This is a genomic window from Cellulomonas sp. Root485 (assembly GCF_001426705.1).
GTDB lineage: Bacteria > Actinomycetota > Actinomycetes > Actinomycetales > Cellulomonadaceae > Cellulomonas.
In genome coordinates, this window is sequence record NZ_LMFC01000004.1 from 83,056 (window position 1) to 105,968 (window position 22,913).

Annotated in this window: 15 protein-coding genes; 9 read left to right on the forward strand and 6 right to left on the reverse strand. The window is 66.4% G+C overall.

Translation table 11 applies throughout. The features are described 5' to 3' along the window. Nucleotides 1-146 precede the first annotated feature (146 nt). Both ASD16_RS22095 and ASD16_RS22100 read right to left on the reverse strand, forming a co-directional pair. Complete coding sequence (locus ASD16_RS22095) at nt 147-1,742, reverse strand: DUF3427 domain-containing protein (RefSeq protein WP_200943000.1); 1,596 nt, start codon at nt 1,740-1,742, stop codon at nt 147-149. Continuing rightward, a complete protein-coding gene (locus tag ASD16_RS22100; protein WP_200943001.1) occupies nt 1,739-3,145 on the reverse strand; it encodes a DEAD/DEAH box helicase family protein in 1,407 nt (468 codons plus the stop codon). The genes ASD16_RS22095 and ASD16_RS22100 overlap by 4 nt, the downstream gene beginning before the upstream one ends. A gap of 281 nt (nt 3,146-3,426) precedes the next feature. Here ASD16_RS22100 and ASD16_RS17920 point away from each other — a divergent pair, with 281 nt between their 5' ends. After that, a complete protein-coding gene (locus ASD16_RS17920; protein ID WP_055920901.1) occupies nt 3,427-3,735 on the forward strand; it encodes a hypothetical protein in 309 nt (102 codons plus the stop codon). Nucleotides 3,736-3,952: 217 nt separating this feature from the next. Here ASD16_RS17920 and ASD16_RS17925 read toward each other — a convergent pair whose 3' ends face one another. Further along, nucleotides 3,953-9,247: a sacsin N-terminal ATP-binding-like domain-containing protein gene (locus ASD16_RS17925; protein ID WP_162250319.1), complete on the reverse strand. Its 5,295-nt coding sequence runs from the start codon at nt 9,245-9,247 to the stop codon at nt 3,953-3,955. Between the two features lie 285 nt (nt 9,248-9,532). Between ASD16_RS17925 and ASD16_RS22325 the strand changes: the two genes are divergently transcribed. Beyond that, nucleotides 9,533-9,976, forward strand: a complete 444-nt coding sequence (locus ASD16_RS22325) for a type II toxin-antitoxin system RelE/ParE family toxin (protein WP_235523404.1) — start codon at nt 9,533-9,535, stop codon at nt 9,974-9,976. Between the two features lie 359 nt (nt 9,977-10,335). Here ASD16_RS22325 and ASD16_RS17935 read toward each other — a convergent pair whose 3' ends face one another. Then, nucleotides 10,336-11,358, reverse strand: a complete 1,023-nt coding sequence (locus tag ASD16_RS17935; RefSeq protein ID WP_055920907.1) for a LacI family DNA-binding transcriptional regulator — start codon at nt 11,356-11,358, stop codon at nt 10,336-10,338. Nucleotides 11,359-11,438: 80 nt separating this feature from the next. Here ASD16_RS17935 and ASD16_RS17940 point away from each other — a divergent pair, with 80 nt between their 5' ends. The 6 genes from ASD16_RS17940 (at nt 11,439) to ASD16_RS17965 (ending at nt 19,325) form a co-directional block, all read left to right on the forward strand. Continuing rightward, the gene (locus ASD16_RS17940; protein WP_235523405.1) at nt 11,439-13,808 is read left to right on the forward strand and encodes a beta-galactosidase; all 2,370 of its coding nucleotides are present in this window, start codon (nt 11,439-11,441) and stop codon (nt 13,806-13,808) included. Further along, the gene (locus tag ASD16_RS17945; RefSeq protein ID WP_055920910.1) at nt 13,805-15,190 is read left to right on the forward strand and encodes an extracellular solute-binding protein; all 1,386 of its coding nucleotides are present in this window, start codon (nt 13,805-13,807) and stop codon (nt 15,188-15,190) included. The genes ASD16_RS17940 and ASD16_RS17945 overlap by 4 nt, the downstream gene beginning before the upstream one ends. A 71-nt stretch (nt 15,191-15,261) precedes the next feature. Beyond that, the gene (locus ASD16_RS17950; protein ID WP_055920913.1) at nt 15,262-16,149 is read left to right on the forward strand and encodes a carbohydrate ABC transporter permease; all 888 of its coding nucleotides are present in this window, start codon (nt 15,262-15,264) and stop codon (nt 16,147-16,149) included. Next, nucleotides 16,143-17,072 (forward strand): carbohydrate ABC transporter permease, encoded by a 930-nt coding sequence (locus tag ASD16_RS17955; protein WP_369817998.1) that lies wholly within the window; start codon nt 16,143-16,145, stop codon nt 17,070-17,072. The genes ASD16_RS17950 and ASD16_RS17955 overlap by 7 nt, the downstream gene beginning before the upstream one ends. A gap of 193 nt (nt 17,073-17,265) precedes the next feature. Then, nucleotides 17,266-18,429, forward strand: a complete 1,164-nt coding sequence (locus ASD16_RS17960; protein ID WP_055920915.1) for a mandelate racemase/muconate lactonizing enzyme family protein — start codon at nt 17,266-17,268, stop codon at nt 18,427-18,429. Then, nucleotides 18,426-19,325, forward strand: a complete 900-nt coding sequence (locus ASD16_RS17965; protein WP_082570974.1) for an amidohydrolase — start codon at nt 18,426-18,428, stop codon at nt 19,323-19,325. Before ASD16_RS17960 ends, ASD16_RS17965 begins: the two co-directional genes overlap by 4 nt. Nucleotides 19,326-19,549: 224 nt before the next feature. Here the strand turns inward: ASD16_RS17965 and ASD16_RS17970 are convergent, their stop codons facing one another. Beyond that, nucleotides 19,550-20,608 carry a zinc-binding dehydrogenase gene (locus ASD16_RS17970; protein WP_055920918.1) on the reverse strand — a complete coding sequence of 353 codons (1,059 nt, stop codon included), beginning with the start codon at nt 20,606-20,608 and terminating at the stop codon, nt 19,550-19,552. Between the two features lie 243 nt (nt 20,609-20,851). Between ASD16_RS17970 and ASD16_RS17975 the strand changes: the two genes are divergently transcribed. Further along, nucleotides 20,852-22,162: an L-fuconate dehydratase gene (locus ASD16_RS17975; RefSeq protein WP_055920923.1), complete on the forward strand. Its 1,311-nt coding sequence runs from the start codon at nt 20,852-20,854 to the stop codon at nt 22,160-22,162. Here ASD16_RS17975 and ASD16_RS17980 read toward each other — a convergent pair. Next, nucleotides 22,120-22,884 carry a FadR/GntR family transcriptional regulator gene (locus ASD16_RS17980; protein ID WP_055920926.1) on the reverse strand — a complete coding sequence of 255 codons (765 nt, stop codon included), beginning with the start codon at nt 22,882-22,884 and terminating at the stop codon, nt 22,120-22,122. The genes ASD16_RS17975 and ASD16_RS17980 overlap by 43 nt on opposite strands. Nucleotides 22,885-22,913 lie beyond the last annotated feature (29 nt).

The window sequence follows — 22,913 nt, forward strand, 5'->3', positions numbered from 1 at the left end:
TCGGATGGATTTGCGTTCATCGTTTCGCGCTCCGGTGCCGGCGGGTGGCTCGGTCCGCCCGAGGCGACGCTGCTGGGCGAACTGACTACACATGACCGTAACCGCAGGTCGGCCTTGGACGAAGCGAGTGGCCGGCTAGGTTCCGGCTAGGCGACTGCGGCACCGAAAGCTTGATAGAGATCACCGGGAAGCGGTGTGTGCAGTTCCCACGTGATCGCCATCGGCCGCTCGCCGACGTGGCCCCGGTAGGTAGCCGGTCCCAAGAACCAGAAGGCGCGGTCGTCAGACCGCAGCCGGGCGAACAGGAGGATGGATCTGCCATCGCGTTCGTGGCCGCGGTAGCGCCGACCCGTAGGTCCGTCGGCCCGGGTCGTGGACTGACTCTCCCAGTGAATGAGCGAACGGCTGATCGCGTAATCCCGGTACCTCGTGGTCGGCGAGAAGCCGCCGCTGCTTTTGTCGAGGGTGAACGCGAGGAGGTCGGCATTTGCCGTCCCGGCGTCCAACACGCCGCTTTGCCAGGCGAACGCCTTTGCGCGATCGACAAGGCCGAGCGCGGTCAGGATCTCGATCCGGGAGTAGCGAGCGTGAATCTGGAGGGGTGCGTCCGGGTGGCTCGCGAGCGGCGTTTGGACATGATCGATCCCGGCGCCGAGGATCGCCGACATTTCCGAGATCTCCGCCAGGACCTGCGGGTGCTCCCAAACGAGGTCCACAGCGTCCTGCAGTGACGAAGTTTTGGATACCACCTGATCCGATAGTCCCGCGATCATCATGTGGAGCAGCCGCCGATCGGCTTCGACGAGGTTTGCGACCTGCGGGGCTTGCCCTCGGGCCGTCAATCGTCCGTAGCCCGACGTTCGGATGCGATCGTCGACGTGAAGGAGGCGCCCCACGGCTCGTCGAAGAGATCGTTCGTGGGGCCCCTCGGGGAGGCACGGAGCGCCGGCCGCCGAGAGGAGATCCGACCACGAGTGGTTGCCCTCGTAGACGTCCGTCAGGTCGAGCCCAGACTCGTCAAGGAACCGCGCGAGTGTGAGGTCGTCGCCACCTCGACGCAACGACCGGAGCTCGTCAACCTTCGCCGGCCACCGAGACGGCAACGCCTCTCGCAGGCTGCGCAAGACAATCTCGGAAGACCGACGGTCGAGCTGCATGGAGCATCCGGCGGGCAGGAAGGGGAACCCGTCCGCGACGGCACGCTCGACGTCCCGTCGAGAACCACCTAGGAGTGCCCGGTAACGACGGTCAAAGCGAAACTCCGTGCGGTGTGTGCCGACGAAGTCGAGCACCGTGCATGCGCCCTTGGTGCCGGTCTTTCGGAGGCCTCGTCCGAGTTGCTGGAGGAACAGTGTCGGGCTCTCCGTTGGCCGAAGCATGAGGATCGTGTCGATGTTGGGCACGTCGACGCCTTCATTGAAGAGGTCGACCGAGAAGAGAATCCGTACTCGTCCGGCCGCGAGATCTCGGAGCGCAGCGTCGCGTTCGTCCCATGGGCTGTCGCCCCAGACCGCGACCGCTGGGATTCCGTTCGCGTTGAAGTGGTGGGCCATGAACTGGGCGTGCTTGATACTCACGCAGAATCCAAGCCCCCGCATCGAACCGATGTCCGAATGGTCGGCGACTTGCTTGACGACCATACGAGCCCAGGCGTCAGAGCCTGGTGTAGAGATTCGTAAGTCCATCGATGTCGTATCCCTGCCCACGTCGCCAGGGAATCTCGCGCAGGTCCAGTCCGTCATGAACGCCGTAGTACACGAACGGTGCGAGGTGTTGTTGGTGGGCCGAGCAACTCCTTGGGACGCAGACCGCCGAGCACACGAGCGTATGAAGCAGCGGCGGCGTGATGAAACTCGTCGACGATCACGACATCGAAGTGCTCTGGGTCGAGAGACGCCAGGCCGTTCGCGTTGAGGCTCTGAATCGACGCAAAGACGTGGTGGAAGTCACGAGGCCGTGACTTACCGACCCACTTCTCACCAAACTGAGTTTCGCGGAGCGTGTGACGGAAGGTGGCGAGGCTCTGGTCGAGGATCTCTTCGCGGTGCGCGATGAAGAGCAGCCGGGAGCTGTCGAGCCGGTCGCGCAAGGTGGCGTAGTCGAGCGCCGCCATCACCGTCTTCCCGGTCCCCGTCGCGGAGACGAGGAGGTTCCGGTGATGCCCCTGCCGGCGTGAGACCTCCAACAGTTCGATGAGGCGCGACTGGTAGGGGTGAGGCGGGACCTCAATTGGGCTCAGCATGATGTTGGGTCCGGCGTCTGTTCGCCCGGCACGCTGTTGCTCGACTTCGAACTGCTCGGCGTTGTAAGGCACGAAGTCGCCGCTCGACCAGTAGCTCTCGAATACCGCCTCGAATTTGGCGATGACGTCGGGGTTGCGGGCGGCAGACAGCCGGACGTTCCACTCCAGGCCTGTTACGGCGGCGGATCGGGTCAGGTTTGACGAGTCGACGTAGGCGGTCGAGAACGGGTGTCGGTGGAAGACCCAGGCTTTGGCGTGCAGCCGTGTCGAGCTGAGGTCGTAGGACACTCGCACCTCGGCCCCGAGCTCCACGAGCTGCTCGAGCGCCTCACGCTCAGTCGAGTTTGTGTAGGTCGTTGTCAGAACCCTCAGCGACCGGCCCGATGCGCAGTACTTTCGCAATCGATCGAGGAGTGGCGTGATGCCGCTGCGCCGGATGAATGCCATGACGAGGTCAATCGACGACGCGGAGTCGATCTCGGAGCCCAACTGACTCCAGAGCGTTGGTTCGCCAGGTGCGTTGGTCAGAAGTGTTGTATCCAGCAGCGGTATTGCCGGAGCCGAGATCTCCTCGGGCTTGCCGTCGGGGCGGCGACGCAAGATCGCGTGAAGCACCGACGCGGGCTCCGCGAGTTGCGCGCTCTCATCGGCGGTCGCAAAGTCGCCGAGTCGATCCAGCATTGCGTGTGCGACGCGGAGCGCGACTTCGACACGCTTCTCTTCGCTGACGTCGAGCAGAGCGCGCTCGACGTGTTGGCTGACATGCCAGGCGATGCGGTCGGCGGCGTCGGCACTGTTCAGTGTGCTGTCACGCGGAACCAGCGCGCTCGAGAGGCTACTCAGCCTGTCTCGCAACTCTCGCGTGACAAGAAGTTCGTAAAGCCGGGGCTCGAGGTCCGACACTTTCGCGAGAGTACACAACCCGTAGCTGGGCCAGTGTGCAGTTCGATGGCAGGAGTGGTCCTGGACGGATCCCACTACGTGCCCAAGGCGCGGCGTGTGTCGCGACTCCGCGCGGACTGTCTTCTCTCGGAGGGTCAAGTTCTCGGTCGACCAAGCATCGCCAGAACCCCGAAACTCGTGGAACAGCCGCCTCAATGTCGGGCGATTGGCCCCACTTTGTAGCGCCGACGCGCTCTGTGCGATGCATCGGAACCGGCAACCAGTGAGGGAGGGTCCTCGGCGTGTGGAATCTGCTGGCAGCCCTCATGGCACTCATCGGAACGGTGATGCAGGCACTCGCATCGTTGCGGGAGATGCATGAGCACGATCCCGGAATTGTCTCGGCGACGGCCGTCGAGTCGATGAAGCGGGAAGTTGCCTGGTGGCGGCCGCTGCACAGGCGTGACCATCGCCGTATCGTTTCGGCGCTCATGCGGGAGAGTCCCGCCGAGGCCGCTGCGTACCGCCGAATGTGGCGCGTCGTCTGGGCGTGGGCGCTCCTTTCGGCCGCAGCAGGATTGGCGTTGATCGGCGCGGCGCTCACGCTGTGATCCCCGACCGATGCGGACCCGAGTAGCGCCGCCATCTCCGCACCGAGTAGGTGCGGTGCGGCGAGGTCGGGATCGAACTCGCAGGCCTCGAGCAGGGCGACGCCGGACGTCTAGAGGTCATCGAGGAGCTTGCCGGTCAGAAGCAATCTGCGGGTTGTCGCCGATCCTGTCGAGGGCCCGCCTTCGGGCACCTTCTGGGCGGGCGGGCGTGCTCGCGTCACGGACTCTGATCATTGTTCCGACCCGCGAGCTCGAACTTCAGGCTGACGGCCTCGCCCACGACTCGGTACCTCATGAGCCCGCCTGGGGAGAAGGGGTTGGGTAGCCGGTGGATCCGCATCCTGGCGGGCTCGGTGACGTGGGAGACGTAGATAATGCTGTACTCCTCGCCGGGAAGGAGGTCTTGGGCCCGCCGAACCTCCGACTCAGCAAGGTGGATAACACCGTCGTCGGCAACGCTCGACTTCACTTCGAAGAGCAATGTCCCGTCCGGGAGCTTGACGCGGAAGTCGTATCCGAGGCTGTCGTCGCCATTGTCGTCGCCGAAGACCGTCTTGCGGTATCCGGAGACCCAGGTGTCCTCGGGCGGACGCGAGAATTGCTCTCGAATCCACTCGCCGACGGCCGCCTCGCCGAGTAGGCCAATCAGCAGGGCCTTCTCCGGCGGCACGGAAGTCGCCTTGAAGCCGCGGCGCCCTGGCGAGACTTGTCCAGCGCGTTTGGGGCTTGTCTCTGAGACCGTTGAAGCGGCCAGTTCGACCGTGCTTACGTCGGTAGCCAGCGCTTCCTGGGGCACCGCCGTCCGTGCTGCCTCGTAGAGCCGAGCTAGGTCTTCGTCGTCGGCAGCGAAGTCCGAACCCTCGAAAGTCATCGTCTTCACCCTGCTCTGCTCCTCGAGGGTTCGAGCAGACAGTCGGGCTTTGGCCGCCTGGAGATGCGCGCTCGTCAGGCCCAGCTCCGTCGGTGCAGTGGCGTGCGGCATTCCGTGCGGCCAGTGCCCACGGTGCGCTAGCAGATGAGCGACCTCGGATGCGCTGAGGGAGCGGAAATCGAGTCTGCCGCTCGCAGTGGCATCTTCGAGGAGGGCCGTCGCATCGAACCTTTCTGGCCGTGGAACGTGGTGTGCGTGGCACCACGCTTCGATGGTTTCCGGAAGCTTGCCGAAGAAGGAGCGGAGCGAGCGTTGGGCTTGGACCCGCGTCTCATCTACGCCACTGTGGTCCGTGTCGATGGTCTGCGGTGCCGCTGGCGCATGCTCGTTCAGCCAACGTCGGAGGTAGGCCCCGACCTCCTCGTCGAGGAGATCCCAACGATCCTGTGCCCAGGTCGGATCCGGCGGTAGATCCGCCAGTTGCACTCGCGCGCGGACATATTGGTCGAGTCCGTCGTCCTCATTGAAGGCGGGCGCAAATCGGTCGCGTAGCTCAGTGCGAAGGCGAGAACCGTGTTCCTGCAAGTAGGCCCGGAAGGCCACCGCCTGTCCGTCGACGTTGGTGATCGCCGTGAATCCGATGGCTCGGAGTCGTTCGTTGAGCGATCGAAGGTCGGCGGCCGCGCGCGCCACTTCCGCGTTTCGGTCTTGGGCGACGCTCAGGCTGAGGACTCGCTGAACCTCGTTAGCGGTCAGACGCCGCGCTAGCCACGCCTGCACCTGTGACTGGTCTTCGAACTCTGTTGCACTCTCGTGCAGTTCGAAGCCGGTCTCCGGGTAGAGACCCAGGAGAACGAACTTGGTCGGCGCAGTGTCGAAGGTGGGTCGGTGTATGTCGATTACGGCGTGAACAGCATCGGCCGACAGTCCAAGAGACCGCGCGATGTCCCTTGCCGGGTCGCCGCCGAGTCCCCCCTCGGCGAGATCTCGGATCGCGAGTCGCAGGCTGTCTGCAAGTGACGGGGCTCCGATGACCTGTGCCAGCGGCTCGGCTGCGAGGTCGAGAATCCGAGCTGCGGCTGTCGAGTCTCCAGCTCCGACTGCGATGAGATGTCCGTTCGAGCTCTCGACGAGATGCGCCATCCGGCCAGATCCCGCGACCTGTCCGCCGATCGTCACCGAAACGGTTCGGCCGACGGCAACCCGCGTTTCCTCAAGCCGGGCGAGTGATTCAGCGACTGCGTTGGGCGAGAGTGGGGGGAAGGACTGGTACTTGAGCGTCAACGCCGTCACGACCAGAGGCATCAACCAGCCCAGTCCGAGATCGTGGATCGGTGTGTGGAAAACGGCGTCCACCGCCTGCCCGTCGATGAGGACCTCGACGTCGACATCAAGGATGCTGTCGAGCACGACCCCTCTTTGTGCGAGCGACTCAAGGAGCCGGCGGCCGACACGGTGGTTCTGTATCGGTAGTAGACGCGCAGCGGACGACTCGACGAGCCTGGCATGACGCGGGCGGTCGACGTCATTGACGTAGACCTTGCCACGATCAGGTGACTGCGATTCGACGGCGGAGAGCTGGCCCTCCGACGAGACGATGAGCCTCGTTGGGACTTCAGGCGGATCGATCTCGATGAAGTCGTTCCAGGCCCGTTCGACCTCTCGACGTACGAGCCAGCCTGTCCGCCCAGTGACTGGGTTCTCCGTGACGAGGTCGGCGAGGAAGTGCAGGCGGTCCGCCCAGGTTTCCCCCGAGTCCCAGATGCGAAGTCCGAGCCGGCGGGCGCGCTCCAGGAGCTGCGGGCTGCTCCATGCCCGTGCCTGCGGAGGCTGAGCTGGGAGGAACTCGATGGTCTCTGACTCGGCCATCCACCAGGCATCAGCCGGGGTGACGAGTGTGACGTCATCGCGGGCGCCAGGCGTCGTCTGCGGAACCCAGGCAGCAGCGGACAAGAAGGCCGCGAGTGGCGAAGGAAGTGCGCCCTCGGTCTGGTCGCCAGGACGAGCGAATCGGACCTCGAGCGCTGACTCGGGCCACTCGGCGATGCCCCTGAGGACGAGATTGCTGTACAGACGTTGCGCGATTGCGTCGAGCTGGGCGAACTGACCTTGGCCCGGCAGCAGATGCCACGGCGACTTCGGCCCGTACTGCGTCGTCGTGTACTGCGGTCGAGCCTGCGTCCATCCGGTCGCTAGGTTCACCCAAGCATCGATGTCGAACCCCGCAGCTGGTAGGTCGGAGGTCGCCCCCGCGGGATTCACGAACTCAGCCTGCTTTCGGCTACTCGGCAGACGTCCAGCAACGGGCCAGAGCCCGTGCTTCACACCGAGGGCCTCGACGAACGCGCGCAGCGCGTCGAGGTCCTCGCCGACTACGTCGCCGATCAGTTCCTGCGGAGGGGCAGTAAGCCAGCGCCCGATCTCGGCAACCTCTGGAGCGACATGTTCGGCCGCGGCCACCAACTTGGTGAGCTCGCCATCGAGGTCCTTGGACGGCCCTCCCCACCCAAGCCCGAAGCGCGCCTCGCTCGCGGGCAGCCAGCCTGTCGCGGTCGGGACCCGCATACCGAGGCCAGCGAGAACCTCCTGGCCGATGTCGCGCGACGTTCTTCGGTACAGGTTGAAAGCGAATGAGAAGCACTCGGCGAGGTCGCGCTTCGATGCCTCGCCTGGGCTGGTGGCAAGCTCTGTCATCGTCGCTGCCACGGCGCGAAGCACGGTCTCGGTTCCGTACTCGTTGACCAGCCCGAAGCGGGCAAGCCATTCCCGCCCGCGCCGCAGACGCTGGTCTGTCCTCGAGACGCGCGCCGGCACGTGGGGCGACGTGAAGACGACGCGGCCGCGAAGCGCGTTCGGGAGCTGGGGCAGTTCGGTAGAGTCTTCCGAAGCCTGCTGCGGCGGGAAGTAGATTGCCGGGGCGGCCTCGGACCGCCCTGCCCGCGAGATCCCCGCGGTCTGGTCCAGGATGAGCGCTCGCCCGGTGAACTCTGCCGGACTGGCCCCAGTGTCGGCGAGGTCGTCGTAGAAGTCAGCCCACCGCTCCGGCGACGCGCTCGCAGAATGGAGCGTCCTGGCGACCGCTTCAGCCCACTCGGCGATATCGGAATGCGTCGGATCGAATACCCACCCGCGTGACTTGAGGACGTCGAGTAGGTGGCCCGTGCGCAGTTCGCCGATCCGTGGATCGATTAGCTCGGCTACTTCCGCCGTGGTGATCGCCTGGGCCGTGAACTCCAGGAACCCTTGTGGCCACCGGTACGCCCGCGAGAAGGATGTATGGGCGTTCGCCGAACCCTTAAAAGTCGGGATGAAGGGCAACTCCCAAAGATCTTCGCCGAGGTTCGTCAGCGCGCGCTCCAGCGCGACAGCGTCTTGGGTCCACGATGCAGCGTCGAGGACCAGCTCGTCCGGGACCGGCACGGCGTCGTTGGCAACCGCACCGAGCAACGCAGCACAGATATGCGCCGCCGCGTCGAGGAGTACGCGATTCACGATCAGGCTATGGTCGAGAGTAGTGCGGTCAGCTCGAGTGACGAACGGCGCGTTGAGGAATGCCGGTAGCGGCGCGATTGCGGCCTCGCCCATCGGCAGGAACGTGAAGAGACGGCCGCCTGGCAGCGGATCACCGAGCGGAAAAGCGATGCTGACCCTCGCAGGGCCCTTCCACCCCTGCCAGTTCGGAGTGTCGATGCTCTGGTGGATCGCCTTCGTGAAGTCATCTTCGGCTATGTCGTAGTCCGCGACTATGTATCGGGCCCCGCTGCTGAGGTCGAGCTCGCGTACCGCTACACCGTGTCCGATCGCGCCGCTCCAGGCCAACTCGCGCTGGTCGCGCACCAGTACGGTTTCGTCCGGGTCGCCCTCGGGCCGAGCGACTGTGAAAGACGCGAGCGAGATCCTGTCCAAGAAGAGGTGAAACGGCACGTCGACAGAGATGATCGCGTCGACCTGGGCCCGGGCGCTCACGGCTGCATCTACGGACTTGATCGGCAGCCGGATCACAGTCGAGTAGCCCTCATCGGCGAATCGCTCTACGGCGTCGGGGAGGTCTTTGTCCAGCGGGACGGGTACACGCAGACTGGCGAGGTTGTCGCGCAACTCATTGCCGAGCCCAGGTTCGGTCGGCGCGATGCGCAGTGCGATGGTGTCGAAGTCGTCGGGCCGAGCAAATCGGAACCGATAGCCGTCGAGGCCGGAGGCTCCTTCCCCGGTAGCGGAGTAGACCTCGGGGAACGCACTTAGTTCGAGGACACTCTTGAAACCAATCCCCTTGTTGCCAATGCTCTCGTCGGGACGCTTGCTGCTGTTGCCGGTGCCCGTGATGCCCCTGAAGTTCTCGTCAGAGATCGGCTCGCCGCGGTTGGCTACGTAGAGCGTCCCGAACTCGCCTTCGCGCAGGTCGAGCAGAACTGCGAGCTCGCCATCATCGCGTTCTGCGGAGTGGGCGTCATGGCCGTTCTGGAGCAGCTCAATGACGGTTCGCCCGGCGTACTCGGGCGCGAGGACCCCTTCGATGAGGCTTTTGAGGTCTCCCGTGGCGTTACTGCCTTCATCGCGCCCCGTGAGGTAGACCTTCGCTTCCGCGTCCGCACGGCGAAGGATGTGTGCGCGGAATTTGGCCCGGTCCGACGTTGGGGTCACGTCCGCATCCAAGGATACTTCGAAGGCAAGACCCGAGCCTCGTGGGGCCACGCCTTTCGAGTTGGACGAGAGGTCAGCCGACATTGTTCTGCAGCCATGCCGAGAGCGTAGACACTCGACTGCGCGCGTCGCTCTCGACTCACGGACGGATCGAGCACCCACGGTGCCGTGAGTTGGGACCAGGTAACCGTCGACTGGCATGAATGCGGGTCATGTCGACGACCACTTCGCTCGCACATGTCAAGGCGCACCTGTCAGCGATCGTCGGCTCGGTGCACGACACACATGAGCGCGTGGTCATCAAACGCGACGGGGAGCCGTCTGCCGGTCCTGATCGCTCCCGACGACCTCGCTTCCCTCGAGGAGGCCGTCGAGATCCTGTCGAGCCGGAGGTTGATGGCTGACCTCGCCAGTCTCGTGCGGAGATCGAGTCAGGCGACACCGTCGAGCGCACCGCGCTGCCTCGCTGATGAGCTACGGCATTCGTTGGGCATCCCCGGCCCGACGAGCGGTCGAGCAGACCTTGCCCGAGGCGGTCGCTGCCGCCGTGTGGAAATTCGTCACCGGGCCGATCGAGGAGAATCCTCACCGCGTCGGCAAGCGCTGCTGCGAGAGCTGGCCGGCTTCTGGTCGGCCCGCTGCGGCAAGTACCGCGTCATCTACGCGATCGACGACGAGCGGGAGATCGTCACCATCGACGTTGTGGATCACCGACGAGACGTCTTCTAGTAATTGCGCGCAGCCCGGCTCTGGTTGACCATGTCAACGAAACGGCCCGGATCGGTCGGTTGAGCCGGAAGGTCCAACACGTAGCTGCAGGTCAGGCGCCTGTCCGCTCGTGTCAACACGCGCCGAATCGCTTTCGATTCCCGCCACCTTCACGGAAAGTGGACTCTGACCTGTGTAAATGCGGTCGGACGAACAGCATTGACGCAATCAACGTCTTGCACGCGAGAGCTGGCGTCGTCTTCCTCGCCATGAGCAGGTCTTCTCGCTTCCTCCGGGCCGGACCCGGTATCAGCGTGTCCACTCTCAGGGGTCAAGGAACCCTGGACGCGTACGACGCCACAGGGTTGCTGCCCCTGGGTCTAGACGCGTGGCCGGACTGGGCCGGTCGAGCGGCGCACGATCAGCTCGGAGCGTCGTGGTGGAAGTGGCGGGGGCGCTACGCCGTCGATGCGCGCAAGCAGCTGCTGCACCGCATCCCCGCCCTGGGCTGTGAAATCGAGCCGAAGGGTCGTAAGTGGCGGCGAGAAGTACGCCGCCTCCGGGATGTCATCGACTCCCGTGACGCTGACGTCGTCCGGTACACGGTAGCCGCGCTCGTTGAGGGCGAGGATGACACCGAGCGCCGTCTGGTCGTTGGCTGCGACAAACGCCGTCGCGGGCAGCTCTTCCGGCCAAGACGCGATTGCCTCATAGCCGGAGCGGGCGGACCAATCGCCGTGAATGACCCCGCGAGAGCGCAGGCCGAGCTCGGCGACCGCGGCCTCATACTCGCGGATGCGGTTGCGCGCCCCCACCCAATCGTGCGGGCCGGCGATGTGCACGACATCGCGGTGACCGAGATCGGCGAGGTGACGCAGCACGGCGAAGAGGCCATTTCCGGCGGGCGTGGAGTCGGGCGGCGTCTTGTCTGTGCCTGTGGCCAGGTAGAGCGGCACCCGGAACGTCGTCGTCTCCACCGCGTTCGTCACCTCGTCGGTCGACGAGAGCGCCAGGACCCCGGCAAGGTCGAACTGCGATGCGAGGTCGATGGACTCGCGAATCGCTGCGGGGTCGTGCACATCCAGCGTGATGACGTCTAGCAAGTAGCCGGCATCGCGGGCGGCCATGTTGGCGCCCTCGAGGATCTTGTTCGGACCGACCTGCGTGATCTCGTGGGTGAGCGTAGCGATCCTGTGCGAGCGGCCCGTAGTCAGCGAGCGGGCGTTGAGATTCGGCCTGTAGCCGAGTTCGCGGATCGCCTTCGCGACGCGGTCGCGGGTGTCGGGGCGGATGCCCGCGTAGCCCTTCAGCAACCTGGTCACGGTCGCGTGGGACACGCCGGCAACTCGCGCCACGTCATAGATCGTGGCTGGCCGTTCGACGCTTGGTTGCGCCTCGATCATCTTTCCTCCGCGGCAATGAGGTCTCGAAATCATGACGTTACCGGCCGGCCCCGATCCTTCATCGGGTCGGGCGCGGCTCGGTGGTCACGGGTCCGATCTTGGCGCTTGGGTGTAACGGACTGGCCCGCTGTCGTGCGGGGTGGACGCCGGTTCCACTCGCCGGAGTCGTGCTCGAGGACGTTGGGATGGAACGTGCTCCTCGAACTGCGATGCGGCACGTCACCACCCGTGGGAGGACGGGGCCGGGGCTTGACACCGCGATGTTACCGGCAACATCATGCTCACCTCGGGATGTTGCCGGCAACATCGCCGTTCAACCTAAGCCACAATGGAGTGAGCTCTTGGCCGACGCGCACCTGCTACCTGACCGCATCCTGTTCGGAGCAGCCTTCTACGACGAGTACCGCGTCAACGGTGACCTCGAGCGCGACCTTGACCTGATGGCCGAGGCATCCTTCTCAGTCATTCGCGTGGGCGAGTCTGTGTGGGCGACGTGGGAGCCAGAGCCGGGGGTGTATCACCTCGACTGGCTGCAGCCGGTGCTCGACGGTGCGCGTGCCCGCGGCATCTCGGTCGTGCTCGGCACGCCAACCTATGCCGTCCCCCCGTGGCTGCGCGCGATGGATCCGGAGCTCGCGGGCGAGGAGGCCACCGGGGTGCGCCATCCCTGGGGGTGGCGCCAGGAGGTCGACATCACGCATCCCCTGTTCCGGCAGCACGCGGAGGGCGTCATCCGGGCGATCGTCGCGAGGTATGCGAGCCACCCCGCGATCATCGGCTACCAGGTCGACAACGAGCCTGGCCCGTTCCTCCTGCACAACCAGCGCGTGTTCGATGGCTTCCTGGGCTGGCTCGGAGGGCGGTACGGGGACGTCGAGACGCTCAACCGCGAATGGGGGCTCACGTTCTGGTCGCAGCGCATCCGCAGCTGGGACGAGCTCTGGCGTCCCGATGGCAACCACTCGCCGCAGTACCAGCTCGAGTGGCGCCGCTACCAGGCCGAGCTCGTCACGGAGTTCATCGCGTGGCAGGCCCGCATCGTGCGCGAGTACGCGGGTCCCCGCCAGTTCGTGACGACCTGCATCTCGTACGAACGCCCGGCGATCGACGACCGCCGGCTCGTGCAGCAGCTCGACGTCACGGCGGGCAATCCTTACTACCTGATGCAGGAGGCACTCCGCATCGGGGTCGAGGTACCGCGAACCGCGAAGTGGTGGTCGTCCGGAGCGTGGGCACTCTTTGAGCAGGGTGACCGCATGTTCAGCTCGGCACAGGCTCCGTTCCTGGTCACCGAGACGAATGCGCAGTCCATCGGGCAGTCCCACTGGCAGCACCACACGCCGTACCCGGGCCAGATCGCGCTCGCGGCCCTCGCGCTCGTGGCCCGCGGCGCTCGGATGATCGAGTACTGGCAGTGGCAGACACCCCACTACGGCATCGAGACCTACTGGGGCGGGGTGCTGCCGCACAGCGGCCAACCCGGTCGCATCTACCGTGAGATCGCGGAGCTCGGTCGTCGGTTGCGCGACCTCGGGCCAGTGCTCGAGGGGTTCACGCCCGATGCCGACGTCGCCCTGCTCTACTCGATCGACACCAAGCACAGCTTCGAGTTCTACCCGCCGCTCGCCGACGCCGAGGGCGGCCCAGATCGCACGTCGTACCTGCGGATCTTCGATCGCTACTACCGCGCGGCTTTCGAGGCGGGTATCCAGAGTCGGATCGTGCACGCAGACCAGTTCCGGGAGCGCGACGCGGAGGACGTCGTCGCCGAGTTCCCCACCCTCGTCGTGCCGACTCTCTACATCGCCGATGACGGCATGCTCGACGCACTCGTCCGTTACGCGGAGGCAGGCGGGCACCTCGTGGTCGGCATCCGTACCGGCTACGGTGACCAGCTCGCCAGGGCACGCCCCGAGCGAGCGCCCGGGCGTCTCGCCGCCGCGGCCGGGGTCTGGTACGACGAGTACTCCACGCTCGACGCTCCGGTCGGCATCGACGGCGCCGCCTTCGGTGGCGGCCACGCCGAGGGGTGGGCGGATGCGCTCGTCGCCGATGGCGCCGATGTCGTGGCCGTGTACTCCTCGGGCATCTACGCGGGCCGACCCGCGGTGACCTCGCGCGAGCACGGTGCCGGGCGCGTCACCTACGTGGGCATGCTGCCCGACCTCGCGCTTGCGACATCCCTGCTTCGCTGGGCCGTTCCGATCGCGAGCGCGAACGGATGGCAGACGGATGCCCCGGTCACGGTCACCTCCGGCAGCAGTGGCGACCAGCGCGTCTGGTTCGTCAGCAACTGGTCACCCGAGCCCGCCACCGCGCACCCGCCGCGACGGAGCAGCGACGAACCGATCGTTCTCGAACCGTGGGATGTCACCGTCCTCGTCGAGCAACGCGACCCCGAGCCCGGGGCCGTCTCCATCCCGGAGCCAGAGAGAGTAGAGCAATCATGAGGCAAGGAGCACGCAAGGCCGCGGTCGCGATCACCTCGATTGCCGCCGTGGCGGCATTGGCGCTCGCCGGCTGCACGCCCAGCACAGATCCGGACGACGACAGCCCGGGCTCGGACAGCACGGGCGGCGCCAACGGTCCGATCACGGATGCGCAACGCGAGGAAGCGCTGAGCACGCCGACCGACCTGACCTTCTGGACCTGGGTACCCGACGTCCAGGACCAGGTCGACATGTTCGAGAAGCAGTACCCGGAGATCAACGTCACGGTCGAGAACGTCGGCCAGGGCTTGGACCACTACTCGAAGGTGCGCACGGCATCACAGGCCGGTACCGGCGGCCCCGACGTGGTCCAGCTGGAGTACCAGTTCATCTCGTCGTTCGCGCAGACCGGCGAGCTGCTCGATCTCACGCCGTACGGTGCCGCGGACCTCGAGAGCCAGTACGTGCCGTGGGTCTGGAAGCAGGTCCTCTCCAACGACGAGGTGCTCGCGATCCCGCAGGACTCGGGACCCATGGGCAACCTGTACCGCGAGGACATCATGCAGGCGGCAGGTGTCACCGAGCCTCCCGCGACGTGGGCCGACTACAAGACCGCCGCGGAGAAGGTGCGCGCGAACACGAGCTCCTACATCTCCAACATGGCGCCGAGCCAGGGCGCGGGGTGGCTCGGGCTGTTGTGGCAGGCGGGTGTCAAGCCGTTCGGCTATGACGGCGGTGAGAAAGTCACGATCGACGTGAACAGCGCTGAGGCCAAGGACGTCATGGCCTACTGGCAGGACATGATCCAGAACGATCTCGTCTCCATCGACCCTGACTTCAACGACGAGTGGTACCAGGGTCTCAACCAGGGCAAGTACGCCGGCTGGCTGACGGCGGCGTGGGCTCCGGTCTTTCTCTCCGGCGCCGCGAAGGACACGTCGGGCCTGTGGCGCGCCGCACCGCTGCCGCAGTGGGACACGAGCACGCCGGCCTCGGGAAACCAGGGCGGTTCAGCCGACGCGGTGCTCAAGACCACCAAGAATCCGATCGCGGCCTACGAGCTGGCGAAGTGGATCAACAACGCGCAAGAGCCGGCGTTGCTGTTCACGACCCAGCAAAGCTTCTTCCCGACGGCGATCTCGGTACTCGAGGACCCGGTCTTCGTCGACCAGAAGTCCGACTTCTACGGTGGACAGGAGGTCAACAAGCTCTTCGCGGAGATCTCCACGACGGTCGACACGGACTGGCAGTGGCTGCCGTTCATGGAGTTCGCCTACTCCAGCTTCAACGAGACTTTCGGCGCCGCCGTCGCGGCCAAGGGCGATCTCGCTGCGGGCCTGGATGCGTGGCAGGACGCTCTCGTCGACTATGCAGAGCAGCAGGGCTTCACGGTCAACGGCTAGAGAGCGGGCGGCCCGGGGATCACACCCCGGGCCGCACCCGCCGAACCCTCACCTGATCGAAGGAGCTCGAGATGACCACCGCGATCCAGCGGAAGCAGCACCTCGTCGCCTACGGATTCATCCTTCCGTTCTTCGCCGTGTTCGCGACGATGTTCATCGCACCGCTCGCCTACTCGGGCTACCTGAGCTTCTTCGCGAACAAGCTCGTCGGCGGCGTGAAGTACGTCGCCCTCGGAAACTATGTGCGCGCGTTCCAGGATCCCGCCTTCCTCTTCGGGCTCGGACGCACCGCACTCATTCTCTTCATACAGGTGCCGATCATGCTCGGGCTCGCGCTGTTCTTCGCGCTCGCGCTCGACTCCGGTCGAGCGCGCGGCAGCAAGGCGGTGCGGCTGCTCATCTTCTTGCCGTTCGCGGTGCCCGGCGTCGTCGCCGTGCTCATGTGGGGCTACATCTACGGGCAGGACTTCGGACTCACTGGCCAGATCACCCGCGCACTCGGTCTGCCACCGACGAATTTTCTGTCGGATCAGCTCATCTTGTTCTCGATCATGAACATCGTGACGTGGGCGTTCGTCGGCTACAACATGATCATCCTGTACGCGGCGCTCAAGTCGATCCCTTCCGAGCTGCACGAGGCCGCGGAGATCGACGGCGCGAGCCAATGGCGACTGGCCTGGAGCGTGAAGATCCCGATGATTCGGCCCGCCATCTTCCTGACCATCATCTTCTCGGTCATCGGGAGCTTCCAGATATTCAACGAACCGAAGCTGCTGGTGGAGATCGCTCCCACCGCGATCACGCAAGGGTTCACGCCCAACTTCTACGCCTTCAACGTCGCGTTCGTGAACCAGGACATCAATTACGCTGCGGCGATCGCATTCCTGCTCGGCTTCGTCATCATGATCGTCTCGTACGTCGTGCAACTGAGCATGCAGAAGAGGGAGGTGCGGTGGTGACCGCCCAGCTGACTCCCGTCGCCGCGCCCCCAGGCAAGCCGTCCAAGACCGACAAGCGCCGCAAGACGGTCAGTCGCGGAAAGCGCCGCAGCAACCTGCTCACCCTGGTGATGTGGCTGAGCGTGCTCTACTTCATCCTGCCGCTCATCTGGCTCTTCATGTCCGCGACAAAAGACAACAGCGACCTGTTCACCACGTTCGGGCTCTGGTTCGGCGATGACTTCAACCTGTTCGCGAACATCAGGGACGTGTTCGCGTACCAGGACGGCATCTACGCGCGTTGGACGCTGAACACGGTCATATACGCGGGCACGGCCGCGGTCGGTGCTACGGCCCTCGCGACGATGGCGGGCTATGCGTTCGCAAAGTACAAGTTCCCAGGTGACAAGCTGCTGTTCGCCATCATTCTGGGTGCGATCATGATCCCGCTCACCGCACTGGCGATCCCCACCTATCTGCTGTTCTCGTCGGCGCACCTCACCAATACGCCGTGGGCCGTCATCCTGCCTTCGCTCGTCAGTCCGTTCGGCGTGTTCCTCATGCGCGTGTACGCGGCCGATGCCGTACCCGACTCGCTCATGCAGGCTGCACGAGTGGATGGCGCGGGCGAGTACCGGATCTTCTGGACGGTATCCCTGCGCCTGCTCGCGCCTGGCATGGTCACGGTGATGCTGTTCACCTTCGTGGCGACCTGGAACAACTACTTCTTGCCGCTCATCATGCTCAACAGCGGAGATCTGTTGCCCTTGACTGTCGGGCTCGCGCAGCAGCAGGCGACCTCGACGGCGGGCGGTGGCGCACAAGCGCTGTTCTCGACCGTGATCGCCGGCGCGTTCCTCTCGATCATCCCGCTGGTCATCGTGTTCTTGTACCTGCAGCGCTTCTGGCAGACCGGTCTCGCGACCGGCGGTGTGAAGGGCTGACGTGATTCGGTACGGCGTGGACGACAACCCCGAGCAGTGGCCGGAAGAGGTCTGGGCCGGGGACGCACGGGTATGTCGCGACGCCCGACGGCTCGCTCACCGCCGCCGACAGCATCCCCTGGCATTCCGATAGTGGCAGGACGCTCTGGTTCCCTGCTGCCCGCACAGCAAAGCGATCTATGAGGGGCGACATATGAAGATCACCGGTTACCGCTGTCTGCGGACGTTCCACGACTGGGGACGGCCCGTCGGAGACGTGAACGGGTTCATCGATCCGGGCATCAGCGAGGTCTCGATCGTCGTTCTCGAGACCGACGAGGGCATCGAAGGCGTCGGCATGGGGTCGCACCAGGACATCGACCGACTCTTCCCTGCTATCGAAGGCGAAGACCCTCGGGCCGTGACCGCCCTCTACGACCGCATGCTCGCCCGCGTGTTCAAGGCGGGGCACTCGGGTGCGACGTTCGGGGGAATCGGCACACTCGACATGGCGCTCTGGGACCTGAAGGCCAAGCTCGCCGGCGAACCGTTGTGGCGGCTGCTCGGCGCACGCGACCGCTTCGTGAGCGGCTATGCCTCCGGTCTCGACATCGCCCTCGACGACGACCAGCTCGCGACCTGGTACGGCACAATGAATGAACGAGGGTTCTCCAGCGGAAAACTCAAGGGCGGTCGTGATGTGGGGGGCGACATCCGACGCCTGGGGATCGTCGCTGAGGCTCTGGGCGGCAACGCGGTCGCTCCGGCGGTCATGCTCGACGTGAACGAATCGTGGAACTTCAAACAGGCCGTGCGATATGTCACCGCAATCGAGGAGCGTCGCGACCTGACCTGGATCGAGGAGCCGCTTCGGCGATGGGACGCCGCTGGTCACGCGCGCCTCAGCACCGCGGTCCACGCCGCCGTCGCCACCGGCGAGAACCTCACCGGGCTCGAACAGTTCGCCCCGCTCTTCGATCGCGGCGCGGTCGACATCGTGCAGGTCGGATCCGTGTGGGGCGTGACGCACTTCCTGCGAGTGGCCTATGCCGCGCACTCCCGCGACCTCCCCATCAGCCCGGTCGGCTTGACGGCGAACCCGGCCGTCGCGCACGCAGCGGCCGCCGTTCCGAATCACCTCTCATCCGAGGTCCAAGACCTCGGGTCTCCGTTCGGCATCTCGATCGACCAGCAGTTCTTCGACGGCGGGGTCGTGCTCGGCGACCTTCCCGGCAACGGCGTCGCGATCGACGAGGATGCGATCGTTGCGATCCAACGCACGGGGAGTTGGCCAACGCCGGTGGGGCCGCATGTGCGGTCACTCCGTACGGGTCTCCGTCTCGTCGCCGATGCTCCCGCAGGTGCGGTCGACCGATGAACCAGGGCGAGCGTCCTGCCACGCTGACCACTGCTGTGCGCGTGCCCGCCGGAGCCGCAGACAAGAACGACGGCGCACGCCTGATCGACAGCCATGTGCACATCTGGGATCCGACCGTCTTGGAGTACTCCTGGCTGGACGGTGAGCTCGATCGCCCCTATCTTCCGGCCGAATACCAGGCCGCGGCGCCTGCCGTCACCGGTTTCATCTTCGTCGAGGCGGGCGCAGCGGGCACGACGGACGAGGTGGCCTGGGCCGAGTCTCTCGGCTGGCCGGAGTTGCTGGGCGTCGTCGCCCACGCGCCGCTGGAGCAGGGCAGCAGGGTCGTCACTGAGCTGGCGGCGCTGCGCGAAGCCAGCCGCACTGTCGGCATCCGCCGGTTGCTACAGGATGAGCCGCTGTCGTCCTTCGAGGATCCCGGCCTGCTCGAGGGTTTGCGCGCGCTCGCGCGGGCGGGACTGCCGTTCGATGCGTGCATCCGACATCACCAGCTTGCTGCCCTGACCGCGCTCCTTGCGAAGGTTCCGGAGCTGCCCGTCGTGCTCGATCACCTCGCCAAGCCGCCGGTCGCAACCGGTGATGACGGAACCTGGGAGCGGGACCTCCGCGCGCTAGCCGCCCTACCCCAGGTGAGCGTCAAGCTGTCAGGGATGCCCCCCGAGCTGCGTGACGACCAGGACCTGGCACCCGCAGTTCGCCCGTGGCTCGAGGTCGCGCTCGATGCGTTCGGCGCGGACCGGGCGATGGTGGGCAGCGACTGGCCGATTTCGGCGATGTTGCCCCGGCGGCTGGCCCCTGGACGATGGCTGTCCATCGTCCTGGACGAGCTGGCCGCCAGCCCCGCGGAGCGCGAACAGCTGTCCTGGCGCACGGCGTCGCGCTTCTATGGCGTCTGAGCCGCCAGTTCGGCGCGGGCGAGGTGCCGAGCTGGCACCCTCGATCCGGATCTTGCTCTGCTGCTCACCACGGTTCGCCAGCATGCGCTCGTCCTCTATGGCCCCCGCCCGGGCGTCCCCGTCGCGGATCTGCGGCGAGGGCCTCGGCCATGGCGAATCCGATGCCACGCTCGGCGCCGGTGACGACGGCGAGCCGCCCCGTCAGGTCGAACGGGCTCATACCGTCACCTTGTCGCCGCACCTGCGACGTCGACGAGGATCTTCATGGCGCGGCCCTGTTCCAGGTCGTCGAAGGCCGCCCGCACGCCGGTCAACGGCACAATCGCCGTCACGAGCAGCTCGCTCGGCACGACGCCGGCGGCGAGCAGCTCGGCGGCGGCTTCGAAGTCGGTGCGCTCGTAGACCCTGGCCCCGAGGAGCCGAAGCTCCCGCCAGAAGACCTGCTTGAGGTCCACCTCCCGCGGGGCCCCGTGGATCGCGACGACGACGACCGTTCCGCGCACCTTGGCGAGCCCGGTCGACGCCGCAACGGCTGACGGAGCGCCGGAGACCTCGAACACCACGTCGGCACCCGCGCCGCCGGTCCACGTGGTCACCCAGGCGGCCTGGTCGGTGGCGTGGGGGTCGATCGTCAGGTGGCCGAGCTCGTCGATCTGCGCCCGGCGGCGGGCGTCCGGCTCGGCGATGACGACCTCGGCACCGGTGTGCCGCGCGACGGTGGCGATCAGGACCCCGATGGGGCCGCCGCCCAGGACGACCACGCGGTCGCCCGGCGCCACCTCACCGCGCCGCACGTCGTGCACGGCGACGGCCGTCGGCTCGACGAGGGCCGCGACCTCGAGGGCGAGATCCGGCGGTAGCGCGACCACCGTCGATGCCGGCACGTTCCAGAGCGTCTGCAGCGCACCGGGCGAGTCGATACCGATGAAGTCGAGGTTCTGGCAGATGTGCTGGTGGCCCGCGACGCACGCGGGACAGGTTCCGTCCCAGTCGAGCGGCATGACGGTCACCCGGTCACCCACGAGCCACCCGTCGACTCCTTCGCCGAGGCTCTCGATCGTCCCGCTCATCTCGTGGCCGAAGACCAGAGGCGTGCTGACCCGCGCGTCCATGGCCCCGTGGACGATGTGCAGGTCGGTGCCGCACAGCCCCACATAGGCCACGCGGATCCGGACCTGCCCGGCCGCCGGCGGCACTGCGGCTGCTTCGCGCACGTCGATCCGGGCGTCACCGAGGTAGACGGCTTCGACGACCGAAGTGGTCGCGTCACGCAAAGTAGTCATACCAGGGACCCTAGCGCGCCGGGCTGCTCAAGGTATACGCCGCCAATGCGCCTGCGCGTGGCATCATTGATCTTACTTATCTACCGGAACGCGAACGAGGTCGCACAGGCCATGGCGACTGTCGTCGTGGGATGCGCACCGCAAACCACGTCCGCTACACCGCACCCGTGTCCGACGACCCCTGGACCGAGCTCGTGGCCGACGGGCCCTGCCGGCGACCGCCAGAGAGCGAGGAACCTGGTCATGACGACCATCACCGGCATCCGGGTCTACGACATCCGGTTCCCGACGTCGCTCCTGCGCGACGGCTCGGACGCCATGAACAAGGACGGTGACTACTCGGCCGCCTACGTCGTCCTGGACACCGACGACGCGGCGCTCGCGGGCTACGGGTTCACGTTCACCATCGGGCGCGGCAACGACCTGGCGGTCGAGGCTGCGCGGCAGCGCGCGCTGCCCCTCGTCGGCCGCGACGTCGCAGAGCTCGTGGGGGACCTCGGCGCGGTCTACCGCGAGCTGGCCTCCGACTCGCAGCTGCGGTGGCTCGGCCCCGAGAAGGGCGTGGTGCACCTGGCCATGGCGGCCGTCATGAACGCACTGTGGGACCTCGCTGCCCGCCGTGCGGGCAAGCCGCTGTGGCGCCTGCTCGTCGACATGACGCCCGAGGAGCTGGTGGCCGCGGCGGACCTGCGTTACCTGTCGGACGTCCTCACCCGGGAGCAGGCGGTCGCGCTCCTCGCCGAGATGGAGCCCACGCGCGTCGATCGGATAGCGGAGCTCGAGTCCCGGGGCGGCTACCCGTGCTACACCACGTCCGCCGGCTGGCTCGGGTACTCGGACGACAAGCTGCGGCGACTGCTGCAGGAGGCGGTCGACGAGGGGTACCGCCACGTGAAGCTCAAGGTGGGTGCCGACATCGAGGACGACGTGCGTCGCCTGCGCATCGCTCGTGAGGTCATCGGCTGGGACGCCAAGCTCATGATCGACGCGAACCAGGTCTGGGACGTCCCCGAGGCGATCGAGTGGGTGCAGCGCCTCGCCGAGTTCGAACCGCACTGGATCGAGGAGCCGACGAGCCCGGACGACATCCTCGGGCATGCTGCCATCCGCAAGGCGGTGGCTCCGATCAGGGTGGCCACCGGGGAGCACGGGATGAACCGGGTGCTGTTCAAGCAGATGTTCCAGGCCGACGCGATCGACTTCTGCCAGCTCGACGCCGCCCGGCTCGCCAGCGTCAACGAGATCCTGGCGGTCTACCTGATGGCCAAGAAGTTCGGCGTGCCGGTCTGCCCGCACGCCGGCGGGGTGGGGTTGTGCGAGCTCGTGCAGCACCTGTCGATCTTCGACTTCGTCGCGGTGTCCGGGACGCTGGAGAACCGGGTCACCGAGTTCGTCGACCACCTGCACGAGCACTTCACGGACCCGTGCGTGGTCACGGGTGGCAACTACCTGCTCCCGTCCCGGCCGGGGTACTCCGCGCAGATGCGCGGGTCCTCGGTGGCCGCCCACTCCTACCCTTCCGGCTCCGTCTGGTCGGGCAAGGCGCTCTCCTGATGCTCGACGGACTGCTCCACAGCGAGAAGGTGCGCGGCCATCTGGATCCGCGCGGCGTCGGCATCCCCGCGTCGCAGGGCCTCCAGGATGGCCCGGTGCTCCGCCTGGGTCTGTCGGTTGGCGCCACGCTCGTGGATCGCGCGCCAGAGGCGGGAGCGGAACGTCCGGCTGACCAGGCTCTCGACCAGCGCAGCGAGGACGGGGTTGCCGCCGGCCCGCGCGATCGTCGCGTGGAACCGGCTGTCTGCGTCGATCACGGCCTGGAGAACGGGGCCGTCCGGATCGTGGGCCAGGTCACGGTCGATGTCGTCGAGTATGGCCGTCAGGATGTCCAGCTCAGCCTGGTCGACCGCGGTCGCGGCATGTCCGACAGCCTCGACCTCCAGGACGCGGCGGACGGCGGACAGGTGCGCCGAGCTGGAGGGCTGGTACAGGTCCACGAGGAAGCCGACGGGGCTCAGGAGCCGGGCGGCGTCGAGCGACGTGACGTAGGTGCCGCTGCCACGGCGGGTGCCGAGCACGCCGAGCAGGACGAGGGCCCGGACGCCTTCGCGCAGCGGGCCGCGAGAGACGCCGAACGCCGCGGCGAGCTCCTTCTCGATGGGTAGGCGATCGCCGGGACCCAATTCGCCACTAATGATCATATCTTTGATGCCCTCGATGACGACGTCGGTCTGTGAGAGCAGGTTCTCGGGCTCCTCGGAGTTCCATTCGTCAGACATGCCGGTCAGTGTACGAGCGTGGGAGCGAG